Below are 16,228 nucleotides of genomic sequence, written 5' to 3'. Positions count from 1 at the left end.
GAGAGGTCGAAGGAGTCTACCGGGCCACTCAGTCGAGGGCGCGGTAGCGGAACTGGCGGAAGTGGACCTTGCCGTCGCCGGCGGCGTAAAGGGCCGGCTTCAGGGCGAGGAACTTCCCGGCCACATTGTGATGGTAGCCGGAGACTTCCATCTGAACCGGGTACTTCTGCCAGGTTTTGCCATCGGTGCTGGAATGGATGGTCACGATGTGCCGGTTGTTGGTCACCCGCAGCCACAGCTTGCCGCCTTTGGCACTCCGGTCCAGCCGGGTGGGGCGCTCCTCGCCGTAGCGGTGCATGATGAACTTCTCGCCGTTGCTGCCCACGCCCACGTAGAGCCTGTCGCTGTAGAAGAGCAGGGCACCGCCCACCGCGCCCGGTTCGATGTCCATTTCGACCTCGAACTGGTAGGCCTGGTCGCCGGCGATGGCGGTCAGCGGCGAACTGTCGCGCGGGGTGTCGCCCTTGCCCTGCACGGTCAGCCCGTTGGCGCTGAAGCCCAGGCGCTTGTACTCGTCCTGGGCAGGGTTGAAGAACGACCACTGCGCGCCCAGCCGCTCGCCCTTGAAGTCATCCGACAGCGCCATGCCGTGCTGGCCCACTGACTCCCCCGAGGGCTTGGCAAGCGGCTGGCCGAGATCCCCGCCCTTGGCCAAGAACCAGCCATCGTCGGTCCACTCGATCGGCTCCAGCAGCGCCTGCCGACCCAGCGTCCAGTAGCCGTTTTCGTAACCGTGGTAGATCATCCACCAGCGCCCGTCGGTGCCTTCCACCACGGTGGCGTGGCCACGCGACCACCACGGCTCTGCGGCCGACTTCGTGCGGGTGATCGGGTTGTTCGGCGCGTTCACCCACGGCCCATGGATCGAGCGCGAGCGCGCGGTGATCACCATGTGCCCGGTCGGGGGACCGGCGGTGCCGCCCACGGCGGTGGTCATGTAGTACCAGCCGTTGTGGAAATTGATCTTCGGGCCTTCCTGCGCGTAGGCCTCCACGTCCCAGCTTTCCGGGTACTTCCAGCCGTCGTAGACGTGCTTCGGCTTGCCCACCACGCTCAGGCCATCGTCGGCCAGCTGCACGTACGCACCGCCGCTGAGGAACAGGTAGCGCTTGCCGTCTTCGCCCACCGCGTGGCCAGGGTCGATGTAGCCGCCCAACCCGATGTCGATCGGTTCGCTCCAAGGCCCGCGGATGTTGTCCGACCAGACCACGAAGTTGCTGCGCGCCTCGGCGGTGCGTGCCGGGAAATAGATGTAGTAGCGGCCTTCATGCTTGACGATGTCCGGCGCCCAGATCGCACCGACATTCTTGGTGATTGCATGGCCCAGCGGCTGCCAGTTCACCAGGTCGCGCGAATGCCAGATCGGAAGGCCGGGGTAGGCGTCGAACGAGGACAGGGTGAGATAGTAGTCGTCGCCGTCCTTCAGCACCGACGGGTCCGGGCGGTCGCCGGCGAACACGGGGTTGAGGAAGGTGCCGTTGCCCAGGTCGGCCTGGCGCTGGTTCTCGATGCCGCGCTTCCAGGTGGGGGCGGTGGTGTCGGCGGCCTGTCCGGCGCCGGCCCACAGCAGGCTGGCGGTGGCCAGCCCGGCCAGCAGGGTGCTCATCAAACGCATGCGGTATCTCCGATGTGTTGAACCGGGCCCGCCGCAGCACGGCGGGCCCCTGCGATCAGGCGCGCAGCAGCGCCGGCAGCCACAGCGAGAGCTGCGGGAAGAAGGTCACGATCAGCAGCACGCCCACTGCGGCGAACCAGAACGGCCAGATCGAACGCATGCTTTCGCCCACGCTGATCTTGCCGATGGCGGTGCCGATGAACAGCACCGAGCCCACCGGCGGCGTCACCAGGCCGAGGCCGCCGGTCAGCACCAGCACCAGGCCGAAGTGGATCGGGTCGATCCCGTAGGCCTTGGCCACCGGCAGGAAGATCGGCGTGCAGATCAGGATCATCGGTGCCAGGTCCATGAAGGTACCCAGCAGCAGCAGCATCACCACGATCATCAGCAGCACCATGAACTGGCTGTGCGCGAACGACTGCAGGAAGTCGACGGCCGCGGCGGGAACCTGCAGGAACGCCAGCAGCCAGCCGAACACCGCAGCGGTGGCGATAACGAACAGGATCACGCCGGTACTGCGCGCGGCATGGGTCACCGTGCCGAGGAACTCGCGCCAGTTGAGCTGGCGGTACAGCACCGTGGTTACCAGCAGCGCATAGACCACCGCGATGGCCGCGCTTTCCACGGCAGTGAAGATGCCGGCGCGGATACCGATGAAGATCAGTGCCACCAGGCCCAGGCCAGGCAGGGCGGAGACCATGCGCAGCAGCACCGCGCGCCAACCCGGGAACACTTCCACCCCGTACCCGCGGCGGCGCGCCACCACATAGCCGGTGACCATCAGCGCCAGCGTCATCAACAACGCCGGCACGATGCCCGCCGCGAACAGATCGGCGATGGACAGGCCACCGCCGGCCGCGGCCGAGAACAGGATCAGGTTGTGCGATGACGGCACCAGCAGCGCCACCAGCGCCGCGGTGATGCTCACGTTCACCGCGAAGTCGCGGTCGTAACCGCGCTTGACCATCTGCGGGATCATCGTGCCGCCCACCGCCGACACGTCGGCGATCGCCGAACCGGACACACCGCCGAAGAACAGCGAGGACAGGATGGACACCTGGCCGAGGCCGCCGCGCATGCGCCCGACCAGCGACGACGCCAGCGCGATGAGGCGTTCGGAGATGCCGCCGCGCATCATGATTTCACCGGCGAAGATGAACAATGGAATGGCGATCAGCGACGCCGAACCGGTACCGGCGGAGATCTGCTGCACCAGCACCAGCGTCGGCAGGTCCAGGTACCACAAGGTGGCCAGCGCCGCCGCGGCCAGCGCGTAGGCCACCGGCACGCCGAGCAGCAGCAGCACCGCGAATACAGTGAAAAGAATCGTAATACCCATGACTCAGCGGTCTCCCTCTGCTTCAGCGACGGCCGGTTGCACGGCCTGCACCATCTGGTTCACGGCGAACACCGCCATCAGCGCACCACCAATGCTCAACGGCAGGTAATTGATGCTCTGCGGCAGGTTGGCGCCGGCGGTCTTGATGTCCAGCCCGTCCAGCAGCAGCACCGCTGCCCACCAGGCGATCACCACGCCAAGCAGTGCCACCACGAACGAGGCGAACACGTCCACGGCACGACGCAGGCCGGGGCCCATGTGCGCGGCCAGCAGGAAGAAGCCAAAGTGGCGTCGGGTGTGCACGCCGGTGGCCGCGCCCAGGCTCATGCAGGTAGCCAGCAGCAGCAGGGTCACCGGCTCGGTCCAGCTGGGCGAGTCGTTGATGACATAGCGGGCGAACACCTGCCAGCCCTGCACCACCACCAGTCCGAGCAGGGCAAGTACGGCAATGTAAATGGTGACGTCGGCGATGCGGTCGAGTGCGCGTTGCGGCAGCGTGCGCAGGTCGACGGCGGTTTCGGAGGTCGGGTCGGACATCGCGGCAGGCCTCAGGCGAAGTCGCGGATGCGACGGGTGAGGGCAGCCAGCTCCGGCTGCTGCAGGTACTGCTGCAGCAGCGGGTCGGCGGCCTTGCGGAAGGCCGGCATGTCGACCTCGTTGAACTGGATGCCGAAGTCGGCCACTGCCTGGCGGGCGGTGCTTTCGGAGGCGTCCCACTGCTGGCGCATCACCCCTACCGATTCGCGCGCGGTCTGCAGCAGCAGCTGGCGGTCTTCCGGGCTGAGCGATTCAAAGCTTCGCCGCGACATCAGCAGCACGTCAGGTGCATACGAATGGTCGCTCTGAGACCAGTAGCGCGCGGCCTCGAAGTGGCGGCTGGAGTGGAAGCTGCGCATGTTGTTTTCCGCACCGTCGATCATGTGCGTTTCCATGCCCGAGAAGGTGTCGCCAAGCGACATCGGGGTCGGGTTGGCGCCCAGCAGGCGCATCAGCTGGATGAAGATGTCCGAGGACGCCACGCGCAGCTTCAGGCCGTGCAGGTCCTTCGGTTCCACGATCGGGTGCTTGGTGTTGTAGAAGCAGCGCGCGCCGGAATCGTAGATCGCCAGCCCCACCAGATCGCGGGTTTCAAAGCCGCGCAGCACGGTATCAGCCACGCCGCCGTCGAGCGCGCGGCGCATGTGCGCCACCGAATCGAACACGTAGGGCAGGCACAGCGCCTGGGTGAGCGGGAAGGCGTTGTTGAGCGCCCCGGAATACACGCGGGTGATGTCGATGACCCCGAAGCGGGCCATGTCGATCGCTTCCGATTCGCGGCCAAGCTGGCCCGAATGGTACTGGCGCAGCCGCAGGCGGCCGCCGGTTTTCGCTTCCAGCTGCTGGCCGATCCACTTCACCGCGGTCACGGTGGGGTAGTCGGCCACATGCACATCGGTTGCGGTCAGCAGGCGCGCGCCATCGGGCGCGTCACCGGTGGAACGTGAACACCCGGCCGACAACAGGGGCACGCTGAGCGCGCCCACGCTGGTGGCAAGGAAACTTCTGCGAGTAATCATCTGCGCCCTCCCAAGCGTACTCGCCATGGCCGCCCGGTTATCCGGCGGCGATGGCCCTGCAGGTAATGTCGCCGTAACCGGCGAAACGGATCAGTGCCTGTTGGCCTACGGCAATGTCATGGATACCGGTGGCATTGCCACTGGCGATCAGGTCGCCGGCCTTGAGCGGGCGCCCACGCTGGGCGGAGCGCCCCAAGGCGAAGGCATACGCGGTGCGCAGGCCGCCCGGCAGCAGGGTGGCGCCGCCGGTGCCCACCACCTCGCCCTCGATGCGGGTTTCGGCGCGCAGGTCGGCATCGTCCAGCGCGGTCCAGCCCGGGATTTCCGGGCCCAGCACCAGGCCGTTGTTGTTGCCGAAGTCCGACACCACCACGCGCGGGCCCAGCTTGTTGATCGTGGCCAGCGGGCTGCTGGCTACTTCCACGCCGATGAACAGCTTGGCAGGCAGCGCTTCGGCTTCTTCCGGGGTCCAGTGCAGCTTGTCGGCGGGTGCGTCCTCCAGCAGCTGGATCACGTACTCGGCCTCGACCGCGCCGAAGCCGCCGACGAAGACCGGGATGTCCACTGTTCCACCGGTAGCATTCCAGAGCCGCTGCGAGAAGATCGGGCCCAGCAGGCGGTCATCGCCGGAGCTGTCGCGACGTTCGGCGGCAATGAAGCCCACCTTCCAGCCCACCACCTGGTCGTCCCACAGCGCGATGGCCTGGTCCTGCACCTGGTAGGCGGTGACCAGATCATCCGGGATGTTTCCCGGGAAATCCGGCAGTGACCGGCCCTGCTGGCGGGCCGAAACGAACGCATGGGCAATGTCGCCCAATCCCTGTTCTGGCAGATCCTGTTTGCCCTGATCGTTGCTCAAGCGGGTCTCCCGTTGATTTGTTGCACTGCCCATCGACAGCGCTTGGATGAGCTGTATATGGTAAACCGGTGTCATTGGCAATGTGCAGCGCGTCAGAACCTGCCCGGCCCCGACACGCCGTCGTTTCCCTACCGAAGGACCTGTCCGGATGCGTTGTGCCGTACTGATGCCCCTGCTGGCCGCCTGCCTGCTCGCCGCCACCCCCATGTCTGCCGTCCACGCCGCCGAGCGGCCGGTGCCGGAGACCGAACCCGCAGCGGGCGCTCCCACGCGGATCGACCTGTGGCCGGCGGGCAAGGTGCCCGGTGAGGCGGCCCGGCCCAGCGTGCCCCGCGTCATCGAACGCAGCGCGGATGTCGCGCTGCCGGACCGGTACATCGACACCGTGAGCGCACCCTATCTGGTGGCGTATCGACCGGCCCGGCCCAATGGCAGCGCGCTGCTGGTGATTCCCGGCGGCGGCTACCAGCGCATCGTGCTGGACAAGGAGGGCGCCGCGCTGGTGCCGGCCTTCGTGGAGCAGGGCGGGGTCACCCTGTTCGTGCTGCGCTACCGCCTGCCCGAAGGCCGCGCCGACCGCCAGGCCGCGCTGGCAGACGCACAGCGGGCCCTGCGCGTGATCCGCGCCGGCGCGGCGCAGTGGCAGCTGGACCCGCAGCGGATCGGGGTGATGGGTTTTTCTGCCGGTGGCCACGTTGCAGCGCGCCTGAGCACCGGTTTCGCCACCGTGCTGCCTGGCAACGGCGACGCCACCGACAGGCTCAGCGCGCGCCCGGATTTTGCGCTGCTGCTGTATCCGGTGATCGACATGGGCGCGCATGCCCACGGCGGTTCGCGCAGCCGCCTGCTCGGCGCCCAGCCGAGCGCCGCACTGGAGGCGCAGTTCTCCCTGCAGACCCAGGTCAACGCGAAGACACCGCCCACCTTCCTGGTCCATGCGCAGGACGACAGCGTAGTGCCGGTGCAGAACAGCCTGCTGTACTACCAGGCGCTGCTCGCCGCGGGCGTGCCCAGCGAAATGCATCTGTTCGCCCACGGCGGGCATGGCTTCGGCGTGCGCATTCCCGAGGCATTGACCACCACCCAATGGACCGGCCTGGCATTGCGCTGGATGCAGGCGCAGGCTGGGGAGGCCGCACCATGAGCCCGGCCGACCTGCAGCGCCGCCGCTTCCTGCGCGACAGCGCGCGTTACGCCCTGCTGCTGGCCGCCGGTTCGCTGCCTGCGCTGGGCACCGCAGCACCCACTGGCGCGCAGACCGATTCGCTGGCCAAGGTGCGCGGGGGTCGCCTGCGCGGCCGTTATGCGGCGGGCGTGCACAGCTTCCGGGGCGTGCCCTACGGCGCGGACACCGCGACCCGGCGCTTCCAACCGGCACTGCCGGAACTGCCGTGGCGCGGAGTGCGCGATGCGCTGGCCTTCGGACCGGCCGCCCCGCAGGGCAGCAGGGAGGACGGCCCGGGCAGCGAAGACTGCCTGTACCTCAATGTGTGGACACCGGCGCTGCGCGACGGTAAGCCCCGGCCGATCCTGTTCTACATCCACGGCGGTGCCTACAACAACGGCTCCGGCAGCGACCCGCAGTACGACGGCAGCGCGTTGTGCCGGCGTGGCGATGTGGTGGTGGTCACCGTCAACCATCGGCTCAATGTGTTCGGGTACCTGTACCTGGCGCAGCTTGCCGATGCGCGTTTCGCGGACTCCGGCAACGTCGGCCAGCTCGACCTGGTCCAGGCATTGCAGTGGGTGCGTGAACATGCCGGCGAATTCGGCGGCGATGCCGACAACATCACCGTGTTCGGCCAGTCCGGCGGTGGCGCCAAGATCGCCACGCTGATGGCCATGCCGGCCGCGCGCGGGCTGTTCCAACGCGCGTGGACCATGAGCGGCCAGCAGGTCACCGCAGCCGGACCTCGCGCGGCCACCCAACGCGCGCGCATTGCAATGGAAGCGGTAGGCGCAAAGGACGTCGACGCGCTGCTGGCGCTGCCTACCGAGGCGTTGTTGGCCGCCACCCGGGCCCGCGACCCCTCGCGGGTGGAAAGCACCAGCCTGTACTTCGGCCCGGTGGTGGACGGCCACAGCCTGCCGGTGCATCCGTTCTGGCCGCAGGCGCCGGCGCAGTCGGCAGGCATTCCGATGGTAATCGGCAACACCCACGACGAAACCCGCGCCTTCCTCGGCAATGACCCGGAAAACTTCGCGCTGAGCTGGGAAACGCTGCCGGCCAAGCTGGAGAAGGAACAGTTCGTGGACCTGCTTCCTTCGGTGGTGATCGCCGAATTTCGGCGCCTGTATCCGCACTACACCCCGTCGGATGTATTTTTCGCCGCCACCACCGCCGGTCGCTCCTGGCGTGGCGCGGTGGAGGAACTGGAAGCCCGGGCAAGGCAGGGCGCGCCCACCTGGGCCTACCAGCTTGACTGGGGTTCACCGCTGGACGGCGGCAAGCTGGGCGCATTCCACACCTTGGACATCCCGCTGGTATTCGACAACGTGCGGGCCGCAGGTTCGCGCACCGGCGAGGGTGCCGACGCCCAGCAGATGGCAGACGTGATGAGCGAAGCGCTGCTGGCCTTCGCACGCACCGGCAACCCGAACCACGCCGGCCTGCCGGAGTGGGAGCAGTACACCCTGGAACGTCGGCAGACCCTCGTATTCGACGTACCGTCGCGCCAGGTGGACGACCCGCGCGGTGGAGAGCGCCGTCTCTACCAACAGGCCCCGTTCGTCCAGCGCGGCACCGCGTAGCGACACGCCATGCGTGTCCCACGCACCCCAAGCCGATAGCCACCATCAACCACTGAACGGAATTCGATAGCTTTTTCGGCCAAAACGTCGCGATCCGCCGTGATCTGGATCAAACATCTTTTTTACCCGTATCGCCTAGACTGCGGGCATGCACGATCAATGCACTCCCTTTCCGCCCTTCCACGGCCGCGATCGCCTGATCGCTGCGGTGGATCACGCGGTGCAGCATGACGACCCGAAGCAGATCGCCGAAACCCTGCGCGCGGCCCTGCGCGAGGCCATTGCCGACAGCCGCATCCAGCTGCCCGCCTGTTGCCATCGCCCCATCAGCGACCACTACGCCCGTCGCGAGCTGTACCGCAGCCCGGCGCATGGCTACAGCATCATCGCCATGAGCTGGGCACCGGGGCAGGGCACCCCGCTGCACGACCACAGCGGCCTGTGGTGCGTGGAAGGCGTGTGGTTGGGGCAACTGGAAGTCACCCGGTACCGGCTGCTGGAACGCGAAGGCGACCGCTTCCGCTTCCAGCAGGAAGCCACCCTCATCGGCGACTGCGGCAGTGCCGGCAGCCTGATCCCGCCGCACGAGTACCACACCCTCCGCAACGCCAGCGACGCGCAGATGGCCATCTCGGTACACGTCTACCAGGGCGAAATGACCCACAGCGCGATCTTCGAGCCCGAAGGCAACGGCTGGTACGAACGCCGCCTGAAGGAAATGGCAACCGACGCCGCCTGAGCGGCGCAAGCACCCAACCCGTAGAGCCACGCCCTGCGTGGCTGCACCACGTCAACGTTCGACGCAGCCACGCAGGGCGTGGCTCTACGCCATGTCCGGGCAGCGCTATCGGAGTTTGTGCAGTGCCGGTGAGGCTGCTGCGATCTAGCATCGGGCGGGATTCTTCCGTCACCTATGCTGGAGCACAGCATGCAAAACCGAGTATTCGCCATGGCCGCAACCGCATTGCTGCTTACCGCCGCGCCCACGCTCGCCAAGGCCCAACAGGACTGGCACGGCAATGAACAGCAGGCGCTTGGCTACCCGACACCAACGACCCGCAACCTGAGCCTGGACGAGAACTGGAAGGTGTATCAGTTCGATCGCGACGGGATCACCTACCTGCAGGTAAATGACCGCAACGACAATGTGCACGCGGTCATTGGCAGGCTCGACGACGTGTTCTGGGCCTTGCCGGCCGGCAAGCCTTCCGCCAGGACATCGCTGCCGTCGTGGCGGCTGAAGATTTCCGAAGATGCGATTCCCACCGTGGTTTACGTCGACGGGGATTTTTCTTTGGTGCATTACGTCGACGACGTCTCGTCGGTCTGGTCGGTCGAGCTCATCCCATAAACCCCCTGTCACGCCACCCATGCCCGGGCGGCATTGTTCGAATCCAACAGGAGCATGCGTATCCGGTTGCGGCGGCACTGCACAGTGCCGCCGTAGGCGAGCGTGCGTCCGGTCAACTGCTCGATGACCATTTCCATCGTGGCTTCGGATAACCGTTGATCTACATCGATCAACGCGACAACCAGCACGATCCCGGTGGATTCTCCAACGCGGCCACATCGCGCCTGCACCCGGACCTGCCCCTTCTCCCGCTGCAGCAGAAGCGAGACTGCGTCTGCCAACAGCCGGTACGCGGCGAGCTGCAGCCCATTGCTCAGCGCACAGGGATCGCCCGCCATGCGTGGGGAGAGCACGCGCCTTGAACGGGTCCAGACCTCGCCCAGTCCACTGAGCTGTACGCTCAGATACAAGCCGACGTGCTCCAGGCAGGTGGGATAGACGAGGCTGGTCTGTTCGCGGAACTTTCTCGAGTTGGCCACGGAAACCTGCAACAGGGAGCGGGAGAGATCGGCATGACCGTTCTCCCTGAGGTAGTAGGCGATCTCGCTGAGTGAATGGTCGATACCTTCACCCATGGTGCGCATGTCCAGTACCCGCTGGCGCAGGCTCATTTCGCTACCGATATGGGATGCCCTGGCGTGCGCCATGGACAGAAGCTCTCTCTGCCGTCCACTGATGCACTGCACGTAGTAGTGGCTGATGCTGTAACCAAGCGCAAGAAGGGCGACCCCGGACACCAGCAGCGTCTGCTGCGCCACGAACGTCGAGGAGTCGAAAGCCCAAGGCTCGCCGCCTTTGCTGCTCATGCCAATGGCCAGGTTCAGCAGTGGTACGCCGATCGCAGCGCCACGCCAGCCGTGCATGCAGGTAAGTGCGATCGCGGGTATGGCGGTGGAGACCTGCAATGATGTCTTGAAAAAGGATGCATCTGCAGGTGCCTGGAGCGCGAACAGTCCGATGCCTCCTATCGCGAGCACACAGCACACGGTCGCAATGCGGTAACGCCGGGTCCACTGCCACCCTGATGATCGCCGGATCCAGAGCAGCGCTACAGGCACTACGGTCAGGATTCCCGCGAACTGGCCCATGGCTCCTCTCGCGGCATCCGTCAGGAAATCATTGTGGTGTGGGACCGGCCAGAACAGATGTGAGAAGCAAAGGTTCAGGAGCGTGGCCGTCGCTGCACATGTGATCGCAGCAGAGATGAACCACGCATCGGTGCGGGCCGCCATCATCCTCCGATGCCAGCGCACGATCAGGGCGACCGCAGGCATGAGGAATGCCGACGATAGGATGACCCACGCCACGCCGTATCGCTCGATCATGGGCACGCGCATGTGCGCAAAGTAGGCGTATTCCCCCAGAAACAGATACGGCCACATGCGTGGCGGAAACAGAAGCAGGGCGGCGACCCGGATGCCCGCGGGCAGATAGAACTGATCCATGGATACCTGCCTCGCGGCCCAGCACAGCAGTGCGTAGGCTGCAGCAAGCGCGAAGCCGGCTGGCTCAATCCGAAAGCTCAGTTGAATCCCTCTCCTGTACCACTCCATATGGTTTCCTCCCGCCACGGTTTACATCTGCCTCCAGGTGGAGGCGCGCCATCGTCAAGGCGCGGACGGTATCCATGCGTTGGGATGATCGCAACGTCGTCTCGTCGCTTTCGGTGTCCGTGCGGACTCCAGGACGCCGCTGGGGTTTCCGGATCCACAGCGGGCAGCACGTTCTGATTGGCGTTCGAGCACGCAGTCAGGTGGAAGCTCACAGTTCAGTTGCACGGCAATCTGCATGCATTCCTAAAGCGCTACGCGGGCAGGTTGTGTCGCTAACCGCCTCGACTCGCCGCTGGCCCAATGAACGTTGGTACATTTGCCTGACGCTATCCGCGTGTCCGTCCATGTCCGAGGAGCCTTCGTGCCCACCCACCCCTTTTTCCAGGTCAACGTCTTCAGCACCGACCCGTTGCTGGGCAATCCGCTGGCCGTCGTGCTCGATGCCGAAGACCTGGACGAGGCGCGCATGGCTGCGTTTGCGCGCTGGACCAACCTGAGCGAGACCACGTTCATTTCCGCGCCGCGTGATCCGCGTGCGGATTATCGGGTGCGCATCTTCACCACGCTGGGCGAGCTGCCGTTCGCCGGGCATCCCACGCTGGGCAGTTGCCATGCGTGGTTGGCCCGGGGTGGCGTGGCGAAGGGCGCGGAGATCGTGCAGGAGTGCGGGATCGGGCTGGTGCGGATCCGTCGCAGCGATACCGGGCTGGCCTTCGATGCGCCGCCGCTGCGGCGTGACGGGGCGCTGGCGCCGGACCTGCGCGCGCGCGTGCTGGCCGGCCTTGGCGTGGCGATGGACGACGTGCTGGACGCGCAATGGGTGGACAATGGGCCGCCGTGGCTGGCGGTGCGCCTGCGCAGCCGCGCGGCGGTGCTGGCGGTACGTCCGGACTATGCGGCGCTGGAGGGCTTGATGCTCGGTGTGTTCGCCGCATGCCGCGAGGGCGATGCGGTGGATGCACAGTTCGAGACGCGTGCGTTCATTGCCGGCGAGGCGGCACCGGAGGACCCGGTGACCGGGAGCCTCAATGCGGGTATTGCGCGCTGGCTGCTGCGCGACGGCGAAGCGCCGGCGAGGTATGTGATCAGCCAGGGCACGGTGCTGGGGCGTGCCGGGCGGGTGGTGGTGGAGCGGGACGGGGATGCGCTGTGGATTGGCGGGACGTGTGTGACGTGTATCGAGGGGTCGGTGCGGATCTAGTGCAGCCGGGCAGAGCCCGGCTCTACGGTTGGGGTAGCGCGATGCTGTTGTTGCGCTGGGTGACTTCGGCGCTGCCATCGGCCAGTGCCACGCGAACGCGCAGGCCGCTGCGGTTGCCGGCGGGCAGGGGCAGCCCGACCGGGGTGGTCTTCGGCACCAGGTCGGTGGGGGCTGCCATCGCCGGAATCTCGATCCTGGCCAGCGCGCGGCCGTTGGCATCTTCCAGTACCGCCGTGCCCACCGGCGTTCCCACGTGGCCCAGGCTGTGCACGGTCACCTGCACCTGGCGGCCGTCCATGCGGATATCGCCGCGCCCGATGCCCAGGTCGGGGCGCTGCTCCACCGGCGTGCCGGCGGTAACCAGCTCGAACTCGAGCACCTGCGCGACACCGGGTGCAAACCGCAGCGGGATCGACGCACTGCGCTCCAGCGCGACCTCGCGCGTGTCGCCCTTGCCGTCGATGCGGTCATCGCCGTCGCGGTCGATGCCGCTGGTCATGCGCCAGGTGCCGGCGGTGACGTTCCAGGTGCTCATTTCCGCGTCCACCGCTCGGGTACCGGTGTTGTAGGCGATCACCTTGAAGCGCTCGGTGGACGGCGCATGCACCAGCAGCGCCACCTGTTCGGCGGCGTCGGGCTGGGCGAAACGCCAGCTCACCGTGTGCCCTGGCCAGCTCTGGTTGCGCTTGAGCGCGATGCCGCCCAGGCGCGCACGCTGCAGGAACTCGCTGGGCGCTTCGACGCGGTCGGACCACCAGTGGCCTTCTGTGTTCATGTACTCGCGCTGTGCCTTGGCCTGGATGCCGTCGGCGTGCAGCGCTTCCAGGTACTTCTTGTCGCCGGTGGCCTGCCACGCCATCAGGCTGGAGAAGCCGGTGTTGCCTGCATCGGCATCGGCCACCAGTTTCGGATTCCAGGCCGCGCCCTTGCCCAGCACCTCCACGTAGTTCTCGCCGAGGTTGGCCAGCGCGCCCGGACCGCCGCGCTCCACGCGGTAATCCAGCGCCTTCAGGTACTTGTCGTCGCCACTCCAGCGCCACGCGGCCCAGAAGGTGTGCATTACATCGCCGCCGCCCGAACCGTTGTTGAGCTCGCCGCCGCGCACCTTGCCGGTGACCCAGTTGATCTCGTTGGGCAGCGCCCAGCGGCCCTTGTCGTCGGTGTAGGCGTGGGCCAGGTAACTGTCGGCCAGGCCGGTGACCAGTTTGCGACCGGTCGGGTCGGCGTTGTACTGGCCCATCAGGAAGGCCGGGTGCAGCGCCGGGAACGAGTACGGCTTCTGCCACTGCCAGTTCGGCTCGCGGTAGACCTTGTTGCCGCCGAACCAGTTGCTGGAGAACAGCAGGTGACCCTGCGGGTTGGGCAGGATGATGCGCTCGTCGAACGCCTTCACCGTTTCCATCAGGCGCTCGACGGTGAGCGGATCGCCCCAGTTGAGGTACAGCATGGCGCTGTTGGCGTTGATGCCTTCCTCGTAGGCATGCAGCTCATCGGTCTCGATGGTGCTGAGCCCGTTGGAGAACATGCCGTTGCGGTACACCGCGTCGGACAGGGCGGTGAGCGATCGGTTGAGGCGGTCCGGCTCGACGCCCATCAGCGCCAGGCCCGGCCACTGCTGGGTGAGGTCGGTGTCGTCGGAGATCCCGCCGCCGAAGTCGCCGTACGCGATCTGGCGGTTGTCGATCCACCAGTCCACGAAGCGGCGCACGTACTTCAGGTCTTCGGTCTGCCGGAACGCCCACAGCGGTACGCCCTTCGGGGCCGCAGGCTGGGTGAACGGCGGTTTGCCCTGGCTGTTGTAGCTGATGTAGTTCCAGTACAGCCGGCCGAGTTCATGGTCCGGGTCGACCCGCAGCAGGTCGCTCAGGTCCGCATACACACGCGCGTACAGCCGCTGGCGCTTGGAGGTGGTGTGCTCTTCCACCAGGAACCCCCAGTTGTCGCGTACCTGGTTGAAGCGGTCGGCCAGGTGCTCCTGTTTCGCTTCGGTGCGGTCTTTGTAGACCATGCGGATCTCCGCCCCGTCCAGCGACGCGGCATTGAAGCCAGGCGCGCCGGACGCGATGCTGATCCACAGGCTGTCGGCGGTGAGGATGCGGTCGCGCAGGTCCAGCCACAGCGTGCGTTTCTGGTTCGGCTTGACCGACACCGAGACATCGATCATGTCGCGCGCCGGCCAGATCGGATCCTTGATGCGGATGTTGAGCGGGATGAGCCCGTCCTTGGCTGCTGGCAGGTCCAGTGCCGGCAGGTCGATGGCCACGCCATCCAGGCCGTCATGCATGTTTTCCCAGCTGTGCGCCCAGCTGCGGATCAGCGGCTGCGCGGCCGGGGCGTCGCCCACGCCGGAGGGGATCAGCACGTGCACGATCGGCAGCGGCTGGGCCGGCAGCGTGTCCACGCCGCGCCGGCGCGAACCGGCGCCCTTGGGCAGTGCCATCACGGTGCTGCGTTCGGCGGCGGGGTAGCGGCCGTCGATGTACGCGCGCAGTGCGGTGATGTTGAGGTAGTCGGGCAGGGCCTGGCTGTCGACCAGGTAACGTTGCTTGACCGTGCCTTCCGGCTCGGCCCCGTCGCTGACCTGGTAGGCCCAGATTTCCTGGATCGGTGTTTCCTGTGCGGTATTGCGGAAATGCAGTACGCCGCCGGTCTGCGCGGGAATGTCGTCCACGCTGCGCACCACGCCCTGCGGGCGCTGCAGCAGCGGCGTGGCGGCAGCGCCACCGGTGCCGTGGCTGAGCGAACCGTATGCGGCACCCCGCACTTCAATGCGGTTGACGGTCTCGCCGTCCGGCACGCTCAGGTCGAGCTGCTGCCCACCTTCCACGTAGGTGTTCCAGTCCGGCAGCTGGAAATAGTCATTCCGGCCCGGCAGGCGCGAGCGGTTGTACACGCCTGGCCAGGTGGTCTCGGCGATGCCATCGGTCGCCTTCCACATCCACTGCTTGTGGTCTTTGGTGTCGGCGAACTCGATCTTGCGGATGCGGGTGACGGGTGCGGACAACGCAGGCGGCGCTGCGCTGTCCCAGCCGAAGCGGTGGTTCCAGGAACGCATCGCGTTGCTGTCGGCGACCGCGGTGGTGGGCGCCTTGTTCGCCGCCAGCGCGGCCATCCCGGCCGGATCCAGCAGGCGGTCGTACACGCGGATTTCGTCGACGTCGCTGCCGCGCAGGAAGTTGTAGCGGCTCTGCACCTGGTAGGGCGCCATCACCCGTCCGGCCAGGCCGAGCTGGTCCAGCGCCGCATCGTAATCGGCGGTGGTCTCCTGTCGCGCGACCTCCCTGCCGTCCACGTACAGGCGCACCCCGTGATTCTCATCCCAGCCGAAGGCGATGTGCTGCCATTGCCGGGGTGAAGGATTCTGGTCCAGCTTGAACGAGACGCGGGTGCGGGCGAGGTTGGCGTCGGTCACGAAGGCATCGAAGCCGTGCCCGTTCCAGTCGATGCGCAGCCAGGCCATGTCCCAGCTGCTGTGGTCGGCATAGCCGACCCGGAAGATCACGAACGGCGCTTCGCCGACCGCGTAGCGCGAACGCCAGTAGAAGCCGAGGGTGCCGCGCTGGGCCAGGATGTTGCCCGGCGCGTTCCAGGAGAGCACGCCATCGTCTTCCCACTGGATGGCCGAGCCGCGCGCGCCATCGGCCACGCGTTTGACCTTGTCCTGGAAGTTCGGAACCGCGTCGCCTTGAGCGGTGTCTGCCTCGAAGCCCTTGTCGGCCGACACGTGGAACAGCAGCTGCGGTGCATCCTGCGCCGAGGCGCCACCAACGGTGGCCAGGAGCAGGGCGAGGGCGATCGCCGTGGGCCGAACATCAACGCGAAGCAGCATGTGACTTTCCTTTCCACAACGAGAACGTGCAGCTCGACACGCCATCCTCGTCAGCGGAACATGGCGCAACGCCACGGCCGCGGCGTCAGCGCAGGGCCGTCAGAAACTAGCAAAGGGAACGCAGTGCGGCATCTTGCGCCGCAACAGCGGCGTGGTTGCCCACGCCGCCGCCGG

Annotated in this window: 12 protein-coding genes; 5 read left to right on the top strand and 7 right to left on the bottom strand. The window is 66.8% G+C overall.

Translation table 11 applies throughout. The features are described from left to right. Positions 1-28 precede the first annotated feature (28 nt). The 5 genes from RWO33_RS01550 to RWO33_RS01530 are packed head-to-tail and all read right to left on the bottom strand — an operon-like array spanning position 29 to position 5,369. Positions 29-1,615: a family 43 glycosylhydrolase gene (locus tag RWO33_RS01550; RefSeq protein WP_314101343.1), complete on the bottom strand. Its 1,587-nt coding sequence runs from the start codon at positions 1,613-1,615 to the stop codon at positions 29-31. 55 nt (positions 1,616-1,670) lie between these two features. Next, positions 1,671-2,954 carry a TRAP transporter large permease gene (locus RWO33_RS01545; RefSeq protein ID WP_314101341.1) on the bottom strand — a complete coding sequence of 428 codons (1,284 nt, stop codon included), beginning with the start codon at positions 2,952-2,954 and terminating at the stop codon, positions 1,671-1,673. A gap of 3 nt (positions 2,955-2,957) precedes the next feature. Next, positions 2,958-3,491 (bottom strand): TRAP transporter small permease, encoded by a 534-nt coding sequence (locus tag RWO33_RS01540; protein ID WP_314101339.1) that lies wholly within the window; start codon positions 3,489-3,491, stop codon positions 2,958-2,960. A gap of 11 nt (positions 3,492-3,502) precedes the next feature. Next, positions 3,503-4,510 carry a TRAP transporter substrate-binding protein gene (locus RWO33_RS01535; RefSeq protein ID WP_145480552.1) on the bottom strand — a complete coding sequence of 336 codons (1,008 nt, stop codon included), beginning with the start codon at positions 4,508-4,510 and terminating at the stop codon, positions 3,503-3,505. 37 nt (positions 4,511-4,547) lie between these two features. Continuing rightward, positions 4,548-5,369: a 2-keto-4-pentenoate hydratase gene (locus RWO33_RS01530; protein WP_145480550.1), complete on the bottom strand. Its 822-nt coding sequence runs from the start codon at positions 5,367-5,369 to the stop codon at positions 4,548-4,550. Positions 5,370-5,535: 166 nt separating this feature from the next. Here RWO33_RS01530 and RWO33_RS01525 point away from each other — a divergent pair, with 166 nt between their 5' ends. The 4 genes from RWO33_RS01525 to RWO33_RS01510 all read left to right on the top strand — a co-directional run bounded on the left by RWO33_RS01525 (position 5,536) and on the right by RWO33_RS01510 (position 9,471). Then, positions 5,536-6,513 carry an alpha/beta hydrolase gene (locus RWO33_RS01525; RefSeq protein ID WP_314101373.1) on the top strand — a complete coding sequence of 326 codons (978 nt, stop codon included), beginning with the start codon at positions 5,536-5,538 and terminating at the stop codon, positions 6,511-6,513. Continuing rightward, entirely contained in the window at positions 6,510-8,120 is a 1,611-nt protein-coding gene (locus tag RWO33_RS01520) for a carboxylesterase/lipase family protein (RefSeq protein WP_314101335.1), read from the top strand. The genes RWO33_RS01525 and RWO33_RS01520 overlap by 4 nt, the downstream gene beginning before the upstream one ends. A 148-nt stretch (positions 8,121-8,268) precedes the next feature. After that, the gene (locus RWO33_RS01515) at positions 8,269-8,859 is read left to right on the top strand and encodes a cysteine dioxygenase family protein (RefSeq protein ID WP_314101333.1); all 591 of its coding nucleotides are present in this window, start codon (positions 8,269-8,271) and stop codon (positions 8,857-8,859) included. 210 nt (positions 8,860-9,069) lie between these two features. After that, the gene (locus tag RWO33_RS01510; protein WP_314101330.1) at positions 9,070-9,471 is read left to right on the top strand and encodes a hypothetical protein; all 402 of its coding nucleotides are present in this window, start codon (positions 9,070-9,072) and stop codon (positions 9,469-9,471) included. Between the two features lie 8 nt (positions 9,472-9,479). Here RWO33_RS01510 and RWO33_RS01505 read toward each other — a convergent pair whose 3' ends face one another. Continuing rightward, the gene (locus RWO33_RS01505; protein WP_314101327.1) at positions 9,480-11,024 is read right to left on the bottom strand and encodes an MASE1 domain-containing protein; all 1,545 of its coding nucleotides are present in this window, start codon (positions 11,022-11,024) and stop codon (positions 9,480-9,482) included. A 361-nt stretch (positions 11,025-11,385) separates the two neighbouring features. On the opposite strand from RWO33_RS01505, the gene RWO33_RS01500 reads away from it, so the two are divergent. Continuing rightward, positions 11,386-12,225, top strand: a complete 840-nt coding sequence (locus tag RWO33_RS01500) for a PhzF family phenazine biosynthesis protein (RefSeq protein WP_314101326.1) — start codon at positions 11,386-11,388, stop codon at positions 12,223-12,225. A gap of 22 nt (positions 12,226-12,247) precedes the next feature. Here the strand turns inward: RWO33_RS01500 and RWO33_RS01495 are convergent, their stop codons facing one another. Then, positions 12,248-16,054: a LamG-like jellyroll fold domain-containing protein gene (locus tag RWO33_RS01495; RefSeq protein ID WP_314101324.1), complete on the bottom strand. Its 3,807-nt coding sequence runs from the start codon at positions 16,052-16,054 to the stop codon at positions 12,248-12,250. Between the last annotated feature and the right edge of the window lie 174 nt (positions 16,055-16,228).

The sequence above is a fragment of the uncultured Stenotrophomonas sp. genome (genome assembly GCF_963519925.1).
GTDB lineage: Bacteria > Pseudomonadota > Gammaproteobacteria > Xanthomonadales > Xanthomonadaceae > Stenotrophomonas > Stenotrophomonas maltophilia_AE.
This window is presented reverse-complemented; position numbering and strand designations above follow the sequence as displayed.